Here is a 19,678-nt window from a genome sequence, read left to right on the forward strand (position 1 = left end):
TCGATTTCCGGCATAATTTCAGGCGGGCTAGTATTGTATGGATGACCAACCTCGGGACATATTTGAATCTGATCATGCTTTCATCGAAGTAATGTCAACAGCGCTGCTGCTGACAGGAATCGTGTCTCTCTTATTCGTTTTGATGTGTAAAGTCCTGCATTGGAATGTGTGTGATTTAAAATGGATTCCATTGTTTGGTGGATTTGAACTGGGCCGTGCTGATTTGCTGGCCATCAACCTCCCCTTGGCATTGCTGATTCTGGGTATAGGTCTGAGACTGTATACCGGGTTTGGCTGGGCCACCTGTCTGATTTTGCTTACCATTCTTGCCGGAAGTTTTTCTGCCATTGCATGGAAACTGGTCGGCAGTTGGGATGAATATACACGTAAGGTAATGGAACGAGAGATTCTGCCACAGGATTATCCCCTGCTGGAGTCTATTGTCGTTAATATTGTATTCGCTATCGTCTGTTTTCTCGGCGTAACCTTTCTGTTGTTACCGTCCGTCAGAAAAATTTATTGGGGGAAAAATAATCCTCCTACCATTCCGTCAGCCTGATCATTCGCTATGTCTCATTTGATCGCTCCTTCTATCCTTGCCGCCAATTTTGCCCGTTTGGGTGACGAAATCGAGATGATTAACCGTTCAGAAGCCGATTGGGTTCATTGTGATGTCATGGACGGGCGGTTTGTGCCGAATATTTCTTTCGGCATCCCCGTAATTTCTGCGGTAAAAAAAATATCAAAAAAGCCACTCGATGTTCATTTGATGATCGTAGAGCCTGAAAAATATCTGGCTGATTTTCAGCATGCCGGAGCTGACAGGATCACCATCCACGAGGAGGCGGTTACTCATTTGGACAGTACCCTTCATGCCATTCGGAAACTAGGCATAAAATCAGGGGTCGCGCTTAATCCGGCTACGCCGGTAGAGGTCTTAAAGCATATTCTGCCATTGGCCGATATGGTTCTGCTTATGACGGTCAATCCCGGTTTTGGCGGGCAGGCCTTTATTCCTTATGTATATGATAAAATTATCCAACTGAAAGCCATGATACGAGCGGTTGGGTCTGATACGCTGATCCAGGTTGACGGCGGGGTGGACAATGGAAATGTAAAACAACTGGTACGTTCGGGTGTGGATGTTCTGGTCGCAGGAAGTTCAGTATTTCGCACCCCTGATCCGCTTGAAGCGATTAGGGAACTGAAAAAACCGGTTTCAGATTGGGTATAAATTTTTAAAACAATTTACCTCTTTCGGGCGTTTTTCATCAATAGGCTTCCAATTGCCAGTTTTTTTCGTTGGAATAATAATTGTAGTTGCATTAGTATCTGTATGTATTAAGGAATGTTGCATGGTGTATTTACTTTACTTTCTGGCATCAGTTATTATTTTTCATAAGGCGATTCTGGTTTATAGTGTGATGTATGCCCATTTAAAGAGCAAACAATCTTATCTGACCGGTATCGTCGCAATAACGATGATCGTATTGCTGGTCGCAGCCATGATCTTTAAAAGCTGGGCTGTGCTACTGGCAAGCTTTGCAGGATATATCCTGTACAATTTGATCGATGCTTCTTACCTGTCCATTCGCTATCAGCGACAACCGTCGCCGTTTATGCCTGTGTACGCACTGATGTTCGTGGACACAGTTATTTGCTATCAGCAGGAAGAATGGATATATTTTGCACTCAGTTATGGCGTTTATTGGGTCGCATCTCTGATTTTGGGAAAAAAAATTCTAAATCGGGGCATACAATCGCAAAAAATTTGATTTTTTTTTTGGAGTATTAAAAGTAAAGTTATTCCTTTGTATCCCAATCGCAAGAGTAGCTCAGTTGGTAGAGCACGACCTTGCCAAGGTCGGGGTCGCGAGTTCGAATCTCGTCTCTTGCTCCAACAAAAAAAGCCGCGAATTTCGCGGCTTTTTTTTATTACTTTTTACCTGCCCCAACCCTTACCGAACCTCCAGCTGAAAAGGCATCAGCGTGTAAAGTCCGCTTTGGGGAATGTCTTTTTTGATGGTGCGAATTGTTTCCAATTCTTCATAAAGTGGGTTCTTCTGGTCGATATAAGAAGCAGAGGATTCCGCCATACCTGCCATGATCTCTTCAAAGGGTGATTGGGCTTTAGGCAGCCGCTCAAGCCGGTAATCAGTTCCCAGTTCTGCGAGTTCTGCTGCCGCCTTAATCGCCTGATCCAATCCGCCTATTTCATCTACAAGATTGATTTTCTTCGCTTCCGTGCCTGACCATACCCGCCCCTGTGCAATTTTATCTACAGAAAGGGAATCTGCAAACCCCCGGCCTTCCTGAACAACTTTGAGAAAAGTGCCATAGCCTTTTTCTACGTATTTCTGCATAAGCTGGCGTTCCATCTCAGGCATAGGGAAATTGGGATTGCCAAAATTTGCGTGAGGATGTGTTTCTACTTCGTCAAAAGTAATCCCCAGGTTTTTATTAAAAAGTTCTTTGGTATTGAAGAGTACACCAAATATGCCAATAGACCCGGTAATGGTATTAGCTTGTGCGTAAATTTTATCGCAGGGAGCAGAGATATAATACCCACCAGAAGCGGCAAAGTCGCCCATAGACGCAACTACGGGTTTTTCCTTACTCAGAAGCCGGATTTCATCAGCAATCACATCTGAGGCCATCGCGCTGCCTCCACGGCTGTTGACGCGAAACACAACTGCTTTCACATTTTTGTCTTTCCTCACTTTTCTGAGCGCTTCTACAATTGTCTCAGAGCCCATCGTACCATCACTACTTTTCCCCGATTGAATGCCACCTTCTGCAAATACAACGGCTATTTTAGTGGAGGAGTACTTGTCTTTTGAAGAAGGTGCGCGCATATATTTTTTTAAACTAAGGAAAGTAATTGCTTTGCCTTCATCGAGGCCAAGTTCAGTCCGAAGTTCATCGAGTACTTTTTGCTCATAAGCAACTTCATCAATCAAACCTGCTTTTAGGGCATCTTCACCATCTCCAAAGATAAAATCGCTGGCAGTCGCGTTGATTTTTTCAACGGTCGTTGACCTGGAAATGGCCACATCTTCCGCAAATACCTGCCAAAGGTCATCCATATATTTTTGTGTTTGCAAACGGTTTGCCTCACTCATTTCCTTAAGAAAATAGGGCTCCACCGCAGATTTGAAAGTTCCTACCCGAAAAATTTCAGGTTTAAGGTCGATTTTTTCAAACAACCCGGTATAAAACATTGGCAGGGCAGCGAAACCGTTAAACTCCAGCATCCCGGTCGCTGGCATATAGAGCTTGTCAGCGGTACTTGCGAGGTAATAGCTGTTTTCTGCATAAATCTCGGAATAGGCATAAATAAACTTTCCGCTTGTCTTAAAATCAATCAATGCGTCGCGTACAGATTTGAGTGAAGCCCAGTTTGCCTGAAGCCCAGCAGGGAGTGTCAGGTAAATCCCTCTGATTTTTTCGTCTTCTTTGGCTTTTTGAATGGATTCGATGACCTGAAACAGACCGGTTTTGGTATTTGACACGCCAGCAAAAGGAATAAACTCGCTAAAATCAAACTCAAGGGGATCTGCTGCTGCGTTTTCTACAAACTCTCCTGAGAGATCCAACTTTAAGACAGTATTGGCTTTCACGACCACCTGATCACCAGATCCTCCAATTGCCGCGGCAATTCCACCTATGATCAGAAACAAAATGGGAATCCCGATTAAAAAGGCAAGCATTACTCCAAGAAAACTTGCAAAAATGTTTTTAATAAAATTCATATTTTATATTCATTTGTAATTAGAGATATTACGCAGTAATACCTGTTTGAGACGTAAATTTACCTACAATAACAAAACTTTTAAAAGAACTTCTCATCCTGCCTGTAAATAAGCTATCTTTGCTAAAGATGATTTTTCTTGGTCTGGGTTCGAATATGGGTGATAAAGTCCGGAATATAATTGCGGCCATGGATCACTTGTCCTCTGCTGAGGTTCTGATCCGTCGCCGTTCACGGCTTTTTGAAACCCCTCCCTGGGGAGTCGAAACTCAGGACGAATTTCTGAATATCGTATGCGAGGTTTCCTTTGACGGTTCCCCCGAACGGCTGTTGCAGATTTTGCTGGATACCGAACAACTCATGGGGCGTTATCGCTATTATAAATGGGGCCCAAGGTTGATAGATATTGATATTCTGGAATTCAACCGGGAAATTCATTCGACTGAAAGTCTCACGCTTCCTCATCCTTTCTATCCTCAACGGCCTTTTGTTCTGGTTCCTTTCGCCGACCTGGAGCCCGGGTGGGTTCCTACCGGTTTTGATCAAACGGTCAGTCAGATATTGGAAACGCTTCCCCTGGCTGATATACAGCCGTTTGAGCACAAGGATTATATCCCCGTTTTCTGACTTATACCTATGAAAAGGATGTATAAGTATTTTCAGATTTTAAGCCTCGATGTCGTTGTGGGGGCTGTTGCCTCAGGGGGAATGGCTGCAAAAATGCTGCAGGTTTCAATGCCGTTGATCTGGTGGGTAGCCCTTCCCGTAAGTGTTTGGGTAATCTATACGCTCGACCATCTGCTCGATGCCTCCCGGCTTAAAAATCAGGCACATACGGAGAGGCATTTATTTCACTACCGCCATTTTCGGGTGATTGGAAGCGTGTGGGCCATCCTCTTTTTGAGTTGTCTCACCTGGATACCCTTTTATGTGCCAGCGCAAATGTTGTACCTGGGGCTGGGTATGGGAGTGCTTGTGGTATTTCATTTGGGATTGGTGCAGTGGGTCGGCGGTAAAACTTCCTGGTTGCTTCACAAAGAACTGGGCGTAGCGGTAATTTATGCTGTGGGCGTGTGGGGTGGGCCGCTGGTAATGGCCGGATACCCGGTGAGCCTGATGGAGATTTATCTATTTATACAGTTTTTTCTGCTTGCCTTGATCAATCTTATCATATTTTCTCTGTTTGATATTGAAACAGATACCCGGGACAACCAGACCTCTTTTGTGCGGGCGATAGGAGAAAAAAAAGCGAAAGGGCTTATCGGGTTTCTATCTTTGATTGTCGTCGGTTTGGGGTTATGGGGAGGGTTGGGTTTCTCGCCCAAAGAATGGGCTGTAGAAGCCATTTATGGGTTTATGCTGGGGATTCTTCTGGGATTGATCTTTCAGCGAAAATGGTTCAGTATAAATGAGCGCTACCGCATATGGGGCGATGGCGTTTTTTACCTGCCATTTTTAGTATGGGCAATTTGATCGCTCACGAAACCCAATCCTTCAATTCAGCTCGTCTTTCATATCGCACATCAAATGAATGATTTTGGTGGAAAGAAGAATATCTTGCTCCGCTTTTATCTGTCTGGGCATTACAAAATTCATATTCTCTCCATCAATGTATAATATCGCTTCTGTTACCTCTTTAAACGTATCGTGAATACTGATTTTTACATTTTCCGACAACAGCAGACCCGAAAACATCATGTCGTTGGTCTCAATACGGATATCTGTATCAAGATCGTGATTGACTTGAATAGACTTGTCATTTTGTGTGATGGCTTCAAGATTTTCCGAAAGATTTTTACTGATCTTTAGCCATTTGAGGTTGGGGTTGATCATGGGAACCGAAAAACACAGGCACGCCGGTTTGACAATCTTGTCGAAAGGAATGACCTTTACCGGGTAATCGCGAAACCGCCCGAAAATGGTAAAATCTTTTTCGCTGGTATAAGCTATATGAAGACTCAATCGTCTGGCAAGTTCCCGGTGAAGATTTTCTTTTTGGGTGAATTTCCGCTGAAGGCTTAACCCTGCGATGACCAGCGCAACAACGACTACGATGCAGACCACAAAAACAATGGGTATGAGCATATTATTTTCGATTTCACAGGTAAAGTAAATGAATCCTGACGTATTATCAACCGTTCCCCCCCGAATCATTTATGCCATTCCTGGCTTAGGTACTGATGAACGTATTTTTTCCCGGCTGAATCTGCCCTTTCATCTGTATTTTCTGAAATGGCTTGAACCCATTCCCGAAGAATCTCTTCAGGATTATGCCCGCAGAATGGCAGCCCAAATCCCGGTTCAGGAACCGGTAACCATATTAGCGGTCTCTTTTGGTGGAATTGTAGCACAGGAAATGGCGGCTTTTCGCCCTGTGGAAAAAATCCTGATGATATCTGGCATTCAGTCTCCCGCCGAATTGCCTTTCCATTTTTCAATCATGCGGAAAGTTCCCTTATACCGGCTATCCCGGGGGAAGTGGCGAATTTATACCTTAAAATACTGGAGCAGGCTGTTTGGTATTCATCATCGTGAAGAGCAACAATTGCTCGTGGATATTTTTAAATCTTTTTCAGACCATTACAGAATGTGGGCGATCAGACAGCTTGTCCATTGGAGAGGTCTGTCCCTGGAAACTCCGGTCATAAGACTAAATGGAGGCCGGGATAAGGTCTTTCCTGTGAATAAAATTCAAAAATCGAATATTTTGAAAAATGGAAACCATTTTATGATATATCAACAGGCAGGTTTAATATCAGAATGGATAGTTCTGCAAATTGAAAAACCCGGTGAAAAATTGTTTCCGATTAATACGTAAAAATAACCATTGGTAACCGACTTTTATCTGAAGGGGTTGATAGGGGTAGTGAAATGCGAAGTTGTACGTAATTTAACAGAATCTTACATCTTCCAACTTCTTTTAAACAACCGAAAAACTACCCCCAATGCAGAAAGCATCTCACATTATTACCTTTTCCCTTTTCTTCTTGTATTTTTCTTACATCCAGGCATCCATCATTTATGTGAAACATAATGCTACAGGAGACAACAATGGTACATCCTGGACCCATGCCTACACCCAGCTCCAGGCTGCCATTGATGCAGCTGCATATTCCGGTGATGAAATATGGGTCGCAGCTGGTACTTATTATCCTACGAAGGATAAATCGGGTGTCGTTCCAGCTGATAGCAGGAAAAAAACTTTTCGTATCTACAAATCAATTGGTATATATGGTGGTTTTGCAGGTTCGGAGAATCTCCTTTCTCAGCGCAACCCTGCTACCAATGTAACGGCTTTAAATGGCAGTACCGGCCTTACCTCCGTGTATCAGGTTGTGTATATTGCAAGCCTGAATGGGGCTACATTGGACGGGTTTACGATTAGTAATGGAAAAGCAGATGGCAGCTCGTCATATGCCAATGGTGGAGGCATTTATCTTTCCAATGCCAGTAATGTATTGTTGCAAAACCTTTTGATTCAGGACTGTGAAGCGATCAAGGGTGGGGGGATATACAATGAAAACTCCAACTCCGTAACTGTCGAGAATGTCCGTTTTCGCAGAAATGACGCTGAAAAAGGGGGCGGAATGTACAATGACAATACCAGTGCAATTGTAGTTCGCAGTTGTGGATTCTGTAACAATACCTCAGAAGAAGGTGGCGGGGGAATGTACAACAAATCTTTGAGCAGCCTGATGATCGTAAACTCTGTTTTTTCCGGAAATACCTCTGAAGGCAACGGAGGCGGTGTTTACAATCATTCTTTGAGTGCCATTACTGTTACCAACAGCACATTCTATCAAAATGAATCTGACGGAAATGGCGGCGGATTTTATATTGTTTCTTCCTCTTCCTGTAGTTTTTACAACAGTATATTTTGGGATAATACGGATCAGAATGGCAGTGCTGCCGCAAACTCTCAGGCCTATGCCAACGGTTCGACCTCTTCAAAAAACTCGTATTATACACTGATCAAAGGTTCTAACGGCAGTGGGGGGGGATGGGCATCTGCTTTTACAGATGGTGGCAACAATCTCGACAACGACCCGCTTTTTTATGATGCCAATGGTTCTGATAATACTTCCTGCACAGATGATGACAATTTTGGTCTTAGCGCGGGATCTCCGGCGCTCAACGCCGGAACAAACTCCGCACCGGGTATAACCGCTTCTGATGCGGACGGAGAAGCTCGCGTGCAGGACGGAACGGTTGATTTGGGGCCTTTTGAAGGTTTGGGTGATGCCGGATTCCCTGTAGAATGGGCGTTTATTGAGGCGCAATGGGAGACTGGCGTGGCCGGTCGTGTCGCAGAAATCCAGTGGGGAACTACCCAGGAAATCAATAATGACTATTTTGTCATAGAAAGAGCGGTCAAAGGCAGTATCGGCGACACATGGAGCGAAGTTGGCAGAACCGAAGGCGCAGGAACTACAGACAAAGCTACGGTTTACACATTTGAAGATCACAATATTCCGGCGAATGCAGACGGTATTGTCTTGTCCTACCGTATTCGCCAGGTGGACATAGATGGAAGGTTTAGTTTTAGCAAAACCGTCGAACTGGTACTTTGGGGTAATGATCGGGCTTCTTTTGCCGTATATCCCAATCCTACTTCGAGTAGTCTCACATTGCAGGCTGCTATAGAAGGGGACCAGATGCTCGAAACCGTGAGAATATTATCGCTCACCGGACAAGCTGTATATGAAACTAATCCATCTGCTGCCCGGTGGGAAGAAACAATCGATGTATCACACCTGCCCAAAGGTTTGTATTTTGCTCAGATGGTTTACACCTATGGTCAGAAGAGTATCCGGTTAATGGTCAGATAAACAAATTATAAAAAAGAAAAAGGCTGTCTTTGAGAAAAGACAGCCTTTTTTATATTGAAAAAGAGAACCTATTTGATAAACAGATGATTCATTTTTCTTTCATTTTTTACGGGACTGCTGCGAATGTTGTGAACAAGTTCAATAGAAGGGCGTGCGTCATCCAATCCAAAGCCATTTCCCTCCAGAATCACTTCATACATACGTGTATGCAAGTCTGTGAATCCATCTGAAAACTCAATTTCGTTGCCATCGTATTTGATTGAGCGATACGTTGTTTGCCCTTTTTCTGCAATATCAACCGGGATATCTTTTTTGTCAATACTCAGAAACCACGATACATCCGCATTTTCGAGTTCGAGCATACCCCCCATTTTTGTTTTTTCTTTCAGATAGACCTCACTATGCTGGACCTTTCCAAAAAGCCAGATCAGCATATCAAAAAAATGAATACCAATATTGGTTGCGATTCCACCAGATTTATCTTCATCCCCTTTCCATGAATAGTTATACCACGGGCCACGTGAGGTAATATAGGTCAACTCCACCTGATATTTTTTATTAGTTTTTTCTGCTTCAAGCTTATGCTTCAGTTTGATCAGTGAATCATGAACTCTGAGCTGGAGAATATTGTATACTTTCCCCTGGCTTTCAGCTTCCATCTCAGCTAACGCGTCGAGGTGCCATGGGGTTGCGACCAGGGGTTTTTCACAGATTGCATCGCATCCCAGCCGGAGGGCCATACGAATATGCGCGTCGTGAAGGTAATTTGGGGCGCAAATCGTCAGATAATCGATACTTGGCCTTTTGGGATCTCTTTTAAGTCTTTCCAGGTGCCGGTCAAACCTTTCAAATTCAGTAAAAAACGCCACATCGGAAAAGTATCGGTCAAGAATTCCTACCGAATCATGTGGATCCGTCGCTGCAATGAGTCTATTCCCTGTATCGTGAATAGCTTTCAGATGCCGGGGTGCGATATAGCCGGCTACACCAGTGATTGCAAAATATTTCATAATGGGGGGACTTATGAATGATTAATAAAAATATACAATTTTTGTCAATATGAAGATAATAGAAATTTTATAGGTGGAGAATAGCCGATAAAATTATTTCTGATGAATTTCCATCACCAAAATATCTTCTGGCATTAGATTCGAAAGAAGGTTTTTCCTCCATGGTTTTTTCCCACCAGAAATCTACCCCTTTTACGATATTTTCAGGATCAGGGCCTGTGATAATATTCCCGCCACCTTCCACGGTTTCTAGCCATTCGGTTTCTGTGCGAAGGGTAATGCAGGGGCAATCGAGGAAAAACGCCTCTTTCTGTAATCCACCTGAATCAGTCAGTGCAAATCGGGCATTTCCTACCAGTTGCAGCATCTCGAGATATCCTACCGGGTCGCAAATTTTTAAATTAGCGGATGCTTTCCATTCCGGGAGAAGTTTGGGCAGGAGATGGAAAACCCGGGGATGAATGGGGAAAACTACCGGAATGCGGGTATCGGCTACCAGGTTGAGTGTGTCGAGAATTCCGCCCAGCAATTGTGCATCAGAGGTATTTTCTGCACGGTGAATCGTCGCGATGGCATAACCTCCGGGTGTCAGGCCCATATCCGCCAGAATCGTAGATTTCTCAGCAGCAATTTTTCGATTGTGCAGTACGGTATCGTACATAATATCACCTGTGAGTATAGAAACTGCTTCCAGACCTTCCCTTTTTAGGTTCTCCATGGCCGTTCCTGTTGGTGCAAGATTGATATTTGAAATATGGTCAGAGACAATCCGGTTGATTTCCTCAGGCATGGTACGGTTAAAACTCCGCAAACCTGCTTCAATATGAGCGATTGGTAAATGAAGTTTGGCAGCTGCCAGCGCAGCTGCTGCGGTAGAGTTTGTATCGCCAAAAATCACCACCATATCGGGTTTTTCTTCCAGCAATATGGCCTCAATTCCGATGAGCATTTTTCCTGTCTGTTCTCCATGAGATCCCGAACCTATGGCGAGATTGAATTCGGGGTAGGGGATTTCCAGATCCTCAAAAAAAACATCCGACATTTTGGCATCGTAATGTTGTCCGGTATGGATCGTCTTATGAGTAACAAACGGGTGTTTTGTTTCATTGTGACGGGCGATGGCCCGGGTAAAGGGGGCAAGTTTGATAAACTGGGGACGTGCCCCTACGATACTGATGATTTTATATGCTGGATTCATGGTTAGGTTGATCAACGAAATTTTTGTTTATAATAGAAGCATCTTCAAGCAACAACTCGTGCATTTTTTCTATGAGTACAATTCTGAATCCCAAACGCGGAAAATCTGCATTTAAATGACTTTTTGGTTTTTTTATAGAATTCTTAAAGTTTGTGGGAATATAATATTGAATGGCCTTTTTGATTTTGAATAAAAACCCATACTCAAACCCATACGATTTCGGCATACTTCTTTTTATTTCCTCAACTATCATCGCCTTCATTTCCTGAGGGAAAGACCCTGTTGAATGGTTATTCATCAGGCTTTCCTGAATATATCTAATAACTTTGGGTTGTTTGATAAAACTCTTCTCTTCCGTTAATCCCTGGCTTGTCGCAAATGGAATGTCCGGATTAACAGACCCAATTATTTTCTTTAAAACCTGCTTGTCTATATGCACTTTTTCTGGTAGCGCTCCCAATCTCTCTATTAGAGATTTATTGATATATGGATTAATATTTTCTACATACCCCAATTTGAGATCTGCCAATGCAGCCTGAATTACTGGAATATAAAACATTCTGTCGAGACGCCCGCCCCAATTTGAAAAAGATTCACCTGGCTGTTGCTTTAGCTTTTCAGGAATGACCTGTTTGGCAAGGCCAAATGGCTTTAACAATTCCATACCTTTATAATCTTCCCATAATATGAGGCTATAGATATAGCGGGTTTCAAATTCACTGCTGGATTTGCGATAGTCAAAAGTATGATCGCCCCTGATAATTCCATCAAATCCGGATTCAAAAATGTTTTTCCACGTAACAAACAGATCCATGTAACCCGAAATTTTATCTGTACGACACTCCCCATTGATCAGAAAGCGGTTGATCATTTCCTCAAACTCACTAGCTGAATTTTTTATATTCAGAAACCGGAAATTCATTTTGAGCTTTTTGGCAATTTGGATGGCGATATAGGGATCTGTGCGTTTGGAATAGATGGCGGTAGCCTTCCCCCATGTGATACCTGTCATTTTCTGGGCTTCAGGCAGAAAATAGCATAATCCCCGGCTGTCATACCCGCCTGAGAGTAACATCGCGCAGTTTTCCGGATTAAGTTTAATTTTTGAAAGCGAATCTCTGAGTGCTGATTCATATTCTTCCTCAAAATTTGTATCAACATGATCAGACGGGTTGAGCGTAAGAGGATAGGTCTCAACATCCAGGGTCCATGTGTCGCGGTCAAGGAAAAGGCGACTATTACCTGGCAGGTACTTGATTCTTTTGTCCCATGATAATTCGGGGCCCTGGTTTCCCGAAAATAAAAACCATGATTGCACTTCCGGGTTGGGCTCGTAGCTGCCAAGAAAATAAACAATACTGCGTTGAGAGGTGGAGATGATCAACTGCTCATGATCGAAATAATACCAAACCGTTCGGGTGCCGAGCATATCTGTCACCACTTCAATGGCCGTATCTGTATTTCTGAAAATGGCAAAGTTTCCGTCAGGAATGGATTGACCTTGTTGCCACCAGAACGCGTCTCTGTCAAATATGGTGCCGAGACAAACAGAGTCTTCATGATAAGTCAGGACTGGGGACGGATTTAAAATCGCCCAATGAAGATTTTGGGAGTTAGATATAAGCGGTGGATGGGGCTGGATATCAGGAGGGAGCAAACGCTTGAAAAGTGTTTGCGCCTTTGAAGTAAAATCAGGAATACTGGAGTCTCGGTTACAGACGAGGATCAATTTGGACATTTATATACGCAGAATTATCATCTTAAGATAGGAAAAAATGGGGGTCGTATAAAATTAATTTTTTTGAGCAAAGGAGGTTGTTTTTATACGATCCATGGAAAGCAACTCTATTGCCCGGAGGCTGATCACCGCCCGAAAAGCCACAAGGTTAAGATTAATCGTATTCTTATTTTTTTTCTTGGACATCCCCAGCGGGGTCTTTGTTCCAATCAGCTGTTTGATCGTCTCCAGAAGCTTTTTCTTCTCGCTCTTTTTTTTCAGGTCGCTATTGGCTGGGCGAAGTTTGTCAATTAGAAATTGAATGATTGCATCAGGTAAAACATTTCTGCCTAACCCATTTTTCAGCTCAGCTTTAAGAAATTCTGTAGCCTCTTTGGTGGATACCAAATCGGTGAGTTTATGACTTGCATTAAAGGTTGCAAAGGGAATATCTGGTGTTTTCGACTCTACAATATCCCGGAACAACCGTTTTTTGAATCGAAGTTCATCAGGTAATGAATAGGCATTATTGACAATTGGCCTGCTTAGAAACGGGGATGCCATTTCTACATAACAGGTTTTAATTGCATTCAGGGGCGCCTGTAAATATGGAAGCCGAAAATTATGATATAACCTTGCGCTCCAATCGATCAATGATTCGCCTTGTTTCAGCCAGAGCCCTTCGGGCCAGGTTAGCGTACCAAGGCCAAATTTTTTGAAGATTTTGGTATTGCTATACTGGTCCAGCGATACAATCCCATTTACTTTGATGGTTTCTTCGACTGACAGGATATTTTTCGTTTCATACACCTGGTCTGCCCTGAGCATACCTTCTATACCTGACTCAAACAGTTGTTTCCACAGATCGAGCCCATCGCTATAACCTGCAATATGATCGGTGCGTCCCTCAGAAGCAATGAGAAAACGCCTGAAGAGCTCATGAAAGGAAACCTGTGAGTTGTCCAGAGAAAAGAACCTGAAAGGCAGGTTGAAATGTTCGGTCAGCGATTTTGCTACATAAGCATCGCTGAGGTGGTGTTTTAAGTAAGATGTCAGTCCCCAGGTTACACATCGTGTTTTTCTCCTGTTTTTGAGATACAGGAGTAATGCGCGACTATCGTATCCACCGGAAAGCGATAAAACCCATTTGTCTTCGGGAAAATCCATATTACCCACGATTTCTTCCAGCACTTCATCCGTCTGATTTTTATGGAAAGCGCGAGTCCCTTCTGTAATTTGGAGTTTGATCGGGTTTTCAACGGTTTCTAATTTCCACGTTTCTCTGTTTAGGGTTACTGTGGCGTCGGGAGGCACACACTGCAACCGCTTGTCCCATGAAAAACCCGGACCCAGGGTGCCGTTGGAAAGCATCCAGGGCAGGACATCTGTATTCAACTGAAAACCTTCGAGAAAATAAAGAATAGCCCGCTGGCTGGTAGATGCGAGAAATAGATTTTCATCGTGATAATACCAAATCGTCTGCGAGGCCACCATGTCAGCCACCAATTCCAGCTGTGTGGCATTAAATCTACTTAAAGCAAAAGAGCCATAAGGTTTGGGATCCCCTGGCTGCATCCAGCTTTTTCCCCGTTCGGGAAAACCTGCACCCATACAAATTGCACCGGGTTGTCGGGTAATAATGGATACAGGATTAAAAATTGCATACTCCAAACCCGAATCCACTTGTACAATTTCAGGAGCGTTTGGTGTAATATTGTCGGGTATAATCTGGGAGGATATGTAAGATGCGTTTTCCTGATTTAGCAAAGGGGCGGCAGAATGGCTCTTTCTGCATAAAAGAAGAAATTTCGCCATAACTATTCTTTTTGCTGCTGGTTATAGATGGTTGTGGAAAAATGGAACATTTCGTCAAAATAGCGTTTGCTCTGAAGCGAAAGAAAGCCTATGCCGAGAAATTGAAGCGCAGCCAGAAATATGATTCCTCCCACTACAAAAGCATGAGGGGTCTGATAAAATACTGCTTTTACAGCTTCCGTAAACTGATCGTCAAATGATCCGGGTGGAACTACAATTTCGGGGTATATCTGAAGTGTATGGATGAATATCCACCCGATTATATACATTGACAGAAGTAAGAGCACTAATCCGATACTCATAAAAAAAGCATAGGGCCGGAAGATAAATCCGGTCATTAAACCGGCAAATATGCCTTTTAACACCCGGATGCTGGACGTGCGGGTCTGCCCGACCTCTTTTTGGAAACTCCAGTCAAGATGAGCGGGAATTTCCTCTATCTTCGCCCTTAAAATCAGGCCTTTGTGAATGATCTCCGGGTTGATGGAATACGTATTGGATTTAAGATTTAGCTTCTTAAGAAAGGATTTCCGGTAACATCTTACCATGCTGGTAAAAGTGGAAATATTCTTTGGCGCTACTATCTTCATAAAATAGTTTACCACTTTACTGAGCAGCAGACGGAAAGCCGGGACAGCCGTGTTTTTCCCTCCTTTCATATAAGGAGAAGCAATCACAATGTCTGCTTCTGTTTCTTCCATTTTTGTCAGGAGCCTTTCGATATGGTCCGCCGAATAGCTAAGATCGAGGTCCATCACTATCACATATTCCCCGTTTGAAATTTCAAATCCGGTTTTTATTGCACCACCGAGGTTTTTGTTTACAATATGGTGATGAACGATGACCTGATGATGGTCTTTGGCAAAATTGTCTGCAAGCTCGGCTGTGCCGTCTTTGCTGCCGTCATTGACTACGATGATTTCATATCGATACCGATCCGTGAGACTATCCATATACTCACAGAGCCGGGTGAGATTTTTGGTAATAATCGCAGATTCGTTATAGGCCGGGGTGATAATAGAGACAAGCGGAAGTGATTCCATAACGGATGCACCAAATGAATTAGCTAAGGCAGCAGATTGGGGGCTGGTTGCCATAATATTGAATTTTAGTTAGCTGAATGCAATTAAGAATATACCAACACAAATGATACCAATCCCGACTTTCCTGTAAACGGTTAGGTTTTCTTTATAAAAAAGCCATGCTCCAAGAGGCACAAGGATATAACTTAGACTCAGAAACGGGAATGCATAACTGAGTTCTAAACCCGATAAAACCAGTAACCAGAAAAAAGCAGCCAGTGCGTTTAATATCAACCCGGCAATAATATGTTTTTGAAAAATCATCGCAATGATTTTCGAAATCATGCCTTTATCTGGTCCTTCTGCTTCCGGAACAGATACGCCCTTCTTAAAGGCAAACTGGGCCAGCGTTACCAGCGTTATGCTGCTGAATATGTATATATGCGGGTTCATGATACTTTTATATCTTTGGACATGACCACCACACCGGCAACAATCACCACCGCGCCGGCGATCCGTAGAAAATTGATTTGTTCGTCAAATATTACCCACGCACCGATAAAAATCAGGAAGTACTGAATCGTACCAGCCGGATACGCAAAACTTAAATCCAGTTTGGTCAGACACAATATCCAGAAAACTATCCCCAGTCCATAAAGCCCCAGGCCTGCGATAACAGGCAGACTAATCATACTGAGCAAATAATCCGTCAATGGCGCATCTTCAGGGATACTGCCCAGATTGTGCATGGCATACTTGAGCGTTAGCTGCCCTGCAACCGAAATCAGAAGATCCAGCATTAAATAGAAAATGCCGATAGCATGATCGCTGTTTTTATCTTTTATAATCTCTGTGCCTGTCATGTTTTCTGGATATTGGTTTTCAGGCTGTAACAACGTCGAGTACCTTGAGATCTTTCTTCCCGGCAATGGATTCATAATGCCCCTGCATAGTTTTGAGGGTATAGTTCTGTTTCAGTATTTGAAACATCTTGTGCATTACCCGAAGTTTCAGGTCGCTGTGGACCCGCATAGCGGGGAAAAACGACAGGTCCTGTGTGTCATCGTTGCCAATAAAATCAAGTGGGTGCAGTAAGATCGATGGTTGCGTACCTGTCAGTTTGCACATGGCTATGGCAAACCTGAAGAATGCAATCCCCAGATGGTAGTTGAAGGTGCTGAGATACAAGACATAACTTGCATGAATCGGAACCTTAAACAAAGGCATCGTAGTTACAGGGATTTCTGTAAGCTGCATATTGTCGAGCGTCCATTTATAGGGCTTCAATGGGCGGAAACCATCTTTCCAGCTACCAAAAAGCCCTTTCCGTTGTTCTCTCTCCTCTTTGCTCAACTTGCTGGTTGAAAGAAAATAGGCGCGGGCCAATGGATTCAGAATATTGGGCAGGGTAGATGCGTCGTATTGATAACCGCGTTTTGCCAGCACCCTGAGTACATTCTCCGAAAAGCTGAACCCCGGTCCGCGAAAACCTACCGGTTTTACCCCTGTAACCCGCTCGATATGGGCTTCCGCAAGTGCCAGTTCCTCGTTGATTTCTTCCTCAGAGTACACATGCAGCCAGGGGTCATGATGAAAGGTATGATTCCCTATATCATGGCCTCTTTTGGCAATTTCTGCCAGCACTTGTTGGTTATGATCAAATACTGCATCCTGGGCTACAATAAAAAAAGTGATTTTTGTATTGTGCGCATCGAGAAAGTCGAGAATTCGGGGGATGGCGTAGGCATGATACGATGGATAACTTTCCCATCCGGGATCCCCGTGGGTTTTCATGTAGGTCCATTGATCATCAAGGTCAAGAGATAGGCTTGCAATCGGCTTGCTCATATTATTTCGTAAGCTAGAAGTTTAGTACGGATCTGGCAGGGCGAAGAAGTTGAGAACCATACTGTTCAACAAATCTTTCCACATGCCGTGCGACAGAATTATTGTTAAGGGTATCGTTGACAAACTGGGATGTATTCAGTACAAAAAAGTCCGGGTGGCGGGTTTCCGTTTGCGGAACAATCTGTGAATAGTTCAGAAACTGCAACGGCTGTACTTTGAATGCGCGGTTGATGTGTACACTCTGGATGTCCGAATCTTTCAGCTCAGGATAGAGGAGTTTTACCCCATCCATAAACCATTGTTTTAGTTCCGCTTCAGTTTTTTTCAGTACGGGATCGGTTGATAGGACGTATTTGGGGAAATAGGTAATATGATGCCCGCCAGTTTGTGCTGTTTCTACCAACGTGCTCATACCAATAACACCTGTAAAGGGGACTCTGCTATCAGCAATATTTAGTACATAATATGGCGTAAGGGGTTTTTTTGTCGCCATTACCATACATACAACACCCAGATATTCGATTTTATCGAGGTTGCCTGTGATGGCTACCAAAGATGGATCGGCAGTTTGTTGAAGTACGTTTACCGGACTGGTAAATACAACGCGGTCAAAATGTTCTTTTTGCCCGTCGGCTTCGATCATCAGGCCGCCTTCCGGATCAGGGGTAATGCGCGATACGGTAGTTCCTTTGGCAACGGCTGCGCCTTTCTCAATGAGCACTTTCTCTGCCTGCTCAAATACCGTTTTGTATCCGCCTTCGACGTAGCCCATTTGCTCTTCACGGGCAGAGTCATCGCCCCGTGCTTCAAAAAGCCTTTTGATATAGGTCCAGATAAAAACAGCGGAAACACGTTTGTAGTTTTCTCCCAGTTTGGCGAGCAACAGCGGTTTCCAGAATTTTTCAAACGTATTTCGTCCGCCTACTTTTACCAGCCATTCTTCGATGGTGATTTTCTCCATGCTTTTCCAATCGTTGATGCGGGAAGCGTAGAGAATCGTAATCGCGAGCCGCATTTTGCTGATGAGGCTCAGTGGCGGGAAAAGGAGAAATTCTTTGGAATTGCTGATCGAATAGAACTTCTCATTGACATAATACCCTGTATAGGTTTTTTTCCACCGAAGTTTATCTTTCAGTCCTATGGCTTCCAGATAACTGAGAAGGTATTTGTCCCCGGGAAGTATGACGTGATAAAACCGGTCCCAGACATAATCTCCATAGTCGTGGTAAGTTGCCAGCCCGCCCAACTGTTCGTCGCGCTCAAATACTTTTACATAAGTATCTGGTCCGGCTAGTTTTTGAGCAAGTGCGAGGCCCATAAAACCTCCGCCTATTATGCCTATTTTCATATCGCTATTTCTTGTTCAATAATTTTTTTCTGCCATTCCAGCGTACGACGCATACCTTCTTCCAAACCATACTGGGCCTTTACACCGAGGATCTGCTCTGCTTTAGACGTATCGGGAACTCTGCGCATGACATCCTGGTATTGTCTTCCCTGTGCAATCTGGTCGTAGGGAATCAGTTCTACCTTCAGTTCTCCCGGAGTGCCTGAAATTCTTTTCAGCAATTCTGCGAGTCCGAGGATCGTGATTTCCTGGTTGGCTCCGATATTGAAAATTTCTCCATTGGCTTCTTCTTTCATGGTGGCTGCATAAATACCAGCAACCGTATCCTCCACAAAAGTAAAGGTCCGGGTCTGCTGACCGTCACCATGGATCGGGATTACTTTGTCTTTCAGAATACAGTCGATAAAAACAGACTGTGGACCGCCCCACCAGGAAAGGTGCTGATTGGGGCCATAGGAGCCAAAAAAGCGCAGCAGCACCACGGGGAAGCCGTAGGACTCCATATAAGCCAGTGCGAGATGTTCGTCAAACAACTTGGAAACCGCATATCCCCAACGAGGCACTTTGGAGTTGCCGATCACACAGTTGCCGGTTTCCTTAAACGGAATATCAGGGCTCATTCCATATACATCGGAAGTAGAAGCCAGAACGCACTTTGTCCCCTTATGACGGGCAAATTCCAGCAGGTTTTCTGTGCCTTTTGCATTGATCTGAAGGGTATCGACCGCTTTACCATACCGTGGGATTTTGAAAGCGGCAAGGTGAACAATCACATCAAAGGTTTCTTCCAGTTCTTCGAAGGTCGCTGGCTCAACGATATCTTTTTCCAGAAAAACGAAACGCTCATGTTCCAGAAATTCGCTGATATTTTCGATTTTACCCATGGAAAGGTTGTCAATTCCCCATACAGAATGACCTTCAGCGATGAGCTTTTTAAGGAAATTGGAACCAAGAAACCCGGCAACACCGGTAACCAGAATTTTTTTAGGTGGTTGAACTGCAGACATAAAATATTTGATAATTATTTTGAGTGAATCGGTTATTTTTTGAAAATGATCAGATTGGATGAAATATTTCTTTGCGTAAAAAACAAAATACTATGCCAAAACTTATTCCATAATTAGTCAAAAATTTACATTG

The 19,678-nt window shown here is 43.7% G+C and carries 19 protein-coding genes and 1 tRNA gene; 8 read left to right on the forward strand and 12 right to left on the reverse strand.

Translation table 11 applies throughout. The features are described 5' to 3' along the window. The first annotated feature begins 37 nt into the window (after positions 1–37). The 4 genes from R3D00_15960 (at position 38) to R3D00_15975 (ending at position 1,900) form a co-directional block, all read left to right on the forward strand. Complete coding sequence (locus tag R3D00_15960; GenBank protein MEZ4774681.1) at positions 38–559, forward strand: hypothetical protein; 522 nt, start codon at positions 38–40, stop codon at positions 557–559. Between the two features lie 9 nt (positions 560–568). Further along, positions 569–1,234, forward strand: a complete 666-nt coding sequence (rpe, locus tag R3D00_15965; GenBank protein ID MEZ4774682.1) for a ribulose-phosphate 3-epimerase — start codon at positions 569–571, stop codon at positions 1,232–1,234. 121 nt (positions 1,235–1,355) lie between these two features. After that, on the forward strand, positions 1,356–1,775 hold the full coding sequence (locus tag R3D00_15970; GenBank protein ID MEZ4774683.1) for a hypothetical protein: 420 nt from the start codon (positions 1,356–1,358) through the stop codon (positions 1,773–1,775). A gap of 49 nt (positions 1,776–1,824) precedes the next feature. Further along, positions 1,825–1,900: transfer RNA gene (locus R3D00_15975), tRNA-Gly, on the forward strand. A 58-nt stretch (positions 1,901–1,958) separates the two neighbouring features. Here the strand turns inward: R3D00_15975 and sppA are convergent. Continuing rightward, the gene (sppA, locus tag R3D00_15980) at positions 1,959–3,752 is read right to left on the reverse strand and encodes a signal peptide peptidase SppA (protein MEZ4774684.1); all 1,794 of its coding nucleotides are present in this window, start codon (positions 3,750–3,752) and stop codon (positions 1,959–1,961) included. A gap of 128 nt (positions 3,753–3,880) precedes the next feature. Here sppA and folK point away from each other — a divergent pair, with 128 nt between their 5' ends. Next, positions 3,881–4,378 (forward strand): 2-amino-4-hydroxy-6-hydroxymethyldihydropteridine diphosphokinase, encoded by a 498-nt coding sequence (gene folK / locus R3D00_15985; protein ID MEZ4774685.1) that lies wholly within the window; start codon positions 3,881–3,883, stop codon positions 4,376–4,378. Between the two features lie 9 nt (positions 4,379–4,387). Then, positions 4,388–5,224, forward strand: coding sequence for a hypothetical protein (locus tag R3D00_15990; protein MEZ4774686.1), 837 nt, complete (start codon positions 4,388–4,390; stop codon positions 5,222–5,224). A 21-nt stretch (positions 5,225–5,245) separates the two neighbouring features. Here R3D00_15990 and R3D00_15995 read toward each other — a convergent pair whose 3' ends face one another. Continuing rightward, a complete protein-coding gene (locus tag R3D00_15995; protein ID MEZ4774687.1) occupies positions 5,246–5,836 on the reverse strand; it encodes a hypothetical protein in 591 nt (196 codons plus the stop codon). Positions 5,837–5,864: 28 nt separating this feature from the next. Here R3D00_15995 and R3D00_16000 point away from each other — a divergent pair, with 28 nt between their 5' ends. Beyond that, complete coding sequence (locus tag R3D00_16000; protein ID MEZ4774688.1) at positions 5,865–6,569, forward strand: alpha/beta hydrolase; 705 nt, start codon at positions 5,865–5,867, stop codon at positions 6,567–6,569. 127 nt (positions 6,570–6,696) lie between these two features. After that, the gene (locus R3D00_16005) at positions 6,697–8,580 is read left to right on the forward strand and encodes a T9SS type A sorting domain-containing protein (GenBank protein ID MEZ4774689.1); all 1,884 of its coding nucleotides are present in this window, start codon (positions 6,697–6,699) and stop codon (positions 8,578–8,580) included. A gap of 68 nt (positions 8,581–8,648) precedes the next feature. On the opposite strand, the gene R3D00_16010 is transcribed toward R3D00_16005, so the two are convergent. The 10 genes from R3D00_16010 to R3D00_16055 form a co-directional block, all read right to left on the reverse strand. Continuing rightward, complete coding sequence (locus tag R3D00_16010; GenBank protein MEZ4774690.1) at positions 8,649–9,590, reverse strand: Gfo/Idh/MocA family oxidoreductase; 942 nt, start codon at positions 9,588–9,590, stop codon at positions 8,649–8,651. 67 nt (positions 9,591–9,657) lie between these two features. Further along, positions 9,658–10,788 carry a UDP-N-acetylglucosamine 2-epimerase (non-hydrolyzing) gene (gene wecB, locus R3D00_16015; GenBank protein MEZ4774691.1) on the reverse strand — a complete coding sequence of 377 codons (1,131 nt, stop codon included), beginning with the start codon at positions 10,786–10,788 and terminating at the stop codon, positions 9,658–9,660. Further along, positions 10,772–12,526, reverse strand: a complete 1,755-nt coding sequence (locus tag R3D00_16020; GenBank protein MEZ4774692.1) for a hypothetical protein — start codon at positions 12,524–12,526, stop codon at positions 10,772–10,774. Before R3D00_16020 ends, wecB begins: the two co-directional genes overlap by 17 nt. A gap of 54 nt (positions 12,527–12,580) precedes the next feature. Then, positions 12,581–14,320: a hypothetical protein gene (locus R3D00_16025; GenBank protein MEZ4774693.1), complete on the reverse strand. Its 1,740-nt coding sequence runs from the start codon at positions 14,318–14,320 to the stop codon at positions 12,581–12,583. Between the two features lie 2 nt (positions 14,321–14,322). Continuing rightward, a complete protein-coding gene (locus tag R3D00_16030) occupies positions 14,323–15,417 on the reverse strand; it encodes a glycosyltransferase family 2 protein (GenBank protein MEZ4774694.1) in 1,095 nt (364 codons plus the stop codon). 15 nt (positions 15,418–15,432) lie between these two features. After that, positions 15,433–15,795 carry an EamA family transporter gene (locus R3D00_16035; GenBank protein ID MEZ4774695.1) on the reverse strand — a complete coding sequence of 121 codons (363 nt, stop codon included), beginning with the start codon at positions 15,793–15,795 and terminating at the stop codon, positions 15,433–15,435. Beyond that, complete coding sequence (locus R3D00_16040; protein MEZ4774696.1) at positions 15,792–16,205, reverse strand: hypothetical protein; 414 nt, start codon at positions 16,203–16,205, stop codon at positions 15,792–15,794. Before R3D00_16040 ends, R3D00_16035 begins: the two co-directional genes overlap by 4 nt. A gap of 19 nt (positions 16,206–16,224) precedes the next feature. Continuing rightward, positions 16,225–17,190, reverse strand: a complete 966-nt coding sequence (locus tag R3D00_16045; GenBank protein MEZ4774697.1) for a polysaccharide deacetylase family protein — start codon at positions 17,188–17,190, stop codon at positions 16,225–16,227. Positions 17,191–17,203: 13 nt separating this feature from the next. Continuing rightward, positions 17,204–18,538: an NAD(P)/FAD-dependent oxidoreductase gene (locus R3D00_16050; protein MEZ4774698.1), complete on the reverse strand. Its 1,335-nt coding sequence runs from the start codon at positions 18,536–18,538 to the stop codon at positions 17,204–17,206. Further along, positions 18,535–19,545, reverse strand: a complete 1,011-nt coding sequence (locus R3D00_16055) for a GDP-mannose 4,6-dehydratase (GenBank protein MEZ4774699.1) — start codon at positions 19,543–19,545, stop codon at positions 18,535–18,537. Before R3D00_16055 ends, R3D00_16050 begins: the two co-directional genes overlap by 4 nt. Positions 19,546–19,678: the final 133 nt, after the last annotated feature.

The organism is Bacteroidia bacterium (genome assembly GCA_041391665.1).
Classification (GTDB): Bacteria; Bacteroidota; Bacteroidia; order J057; family J057; genus JAGQVA01.

What these genes read in the sequence shown, in the direction of transcription:
- R3D00_15990 (MEZ4774686.1), top strand. Translation starts at nt 4,388, where the DNA reads ATGAAAAGGATGTATAAGTATTTTCAGATTTTAAGCCTCGATGTCGTT.
- R3D00_16000 (MEZ4774688.1), top strand. Translation starts at nt 5,865, where the DNA reads ATGAATCCTGACGTATTATCAACCGTTCCCCCCCGAATCATTTATGCC.
- R3D00_16050 (MEZ4774698.1), bottom strand. Translation starts at nt 18,538, where the DNA reads ATGAAAATAGGCATAATAGGCGGAGGTTTTATGGGCCTCGCACTTGCT.
- R3D00_15970 (MEZ4774683.1), top strand. Translation starts at nt 1,356, where the DNA reads ATGGTGTATTTACTTTACTTTCTGGCATCAGTTATTATTTTTCATAAG.
- R3D00_15960 (MEZ4774681.1), top strand. Translation starts at nt 38, where the DNA reads ATGGATGACCAACCTCGGGACATATTTGAATCTGATCATGCTTTCATC.
- folK (MEZ4774685.1), top strand. Translation starts at nt 3,881, where the DNA reads ATGATTTTTCTTGGTCTGGGTTCGAATATGGGTGATAAAGTCCGGAAT.
- wecB (MEZ4774691.1), bottom strand. Translation starts at nt 10,788, where the DNA reads ATGAATCCAGCATATAAAATCATCAGTATCGTAGGGGCACGTCCCCAG.
- sppA (MEZ4774684.1), bottom strand. Translation starts at nt 3,752, where the DNA reads ATGAATTTTATTAAAAACATTTTTGCAAGTTTTCTTGGAGTAATGCTT.
- R3D00_15995 (MEZ4774687.1), bottom strand. Translation starts at nt 5,836, where the DNA reads ATGCTCATACCCATTGTTTTTGTGGTCTGCATCGTAGTCGTTGTTGCG.
- R3D00_16045 (MEZ4774697.1), bottom strand. Translation starts at nt 17,190, where the DNA reads ATGAGCAAGCCGATTGCAAGCCTATCTCTTGACCTTGATGATCAATGG.
- R3D00_16040 (MEZ4774696.1), bottom strand. Translation starts at nt 16,205, where the DNA reads ATGACAGGCACAGAGATTATAAAAGATAAAAACAGCGATCATGCTATC.
- R3D00_16005 (MEZ4774689.1), top strand. Translation starts at nt 6,697, where the DNA reads ATGCAGAAAGCATCTCACATTATTACCTTTTCCCTTTTCTTCTTGTAT.
- R3D00_16055 (MEZ4774699.1), bottom strand. Translation starts at nt 19,545, where the DNA reads ATGTCTGCAGTTCAACCACCTAAAAAAATTCTGGTTACCGGTGTTGCC.
- rpe (MEZ4774682.1), top strand. Translation starts at nt 569, where the DNA reads ATGTCTCATTTGATCGCTCCTTCTATCCTTGCCGCCAATTTTGCCCGT.
- R3D00_16025 (MEZ4774693.1), bottom strand. Translation starts at nt 14,320, where the DNA reads ATGGCGAAATTTCTTCTTTTATGCAGAAAGAGCCATTCTGCCGCCCCT.
- R3D00_16035 (MEZ4774695.1), bottom strand. Translation starts at nt 15,795, where the DNA reads ATGAACCCGCATATATACATATTCAGCAGCATAACGCTGGTAACGCTG.
- R3D00_16030 (MEZ4774694.1), bottom strand. Translation starts at nt 15,417, where the DNA reads ATGGCAACCAGCCCCCAATCTGCTGCCTTAGCTAATTCATTTGGTGCA.
- R3D00_16010 (MEZ4774690.1), bottom strand. Translation starts at nt 9,590, where the DNA reads ATGAAATATTTTGCAATCACTGGTGTAGCCGGCTATATCGCACCCCGG.
- R3D00_16020 (MEZ4774692.1), bottom strand. Translation starts at nt 12,526, where the DNA reads ATGTCCAAATTGATCCTCGTCTGTAACCGAGACTCCAGTATTCCTGAT.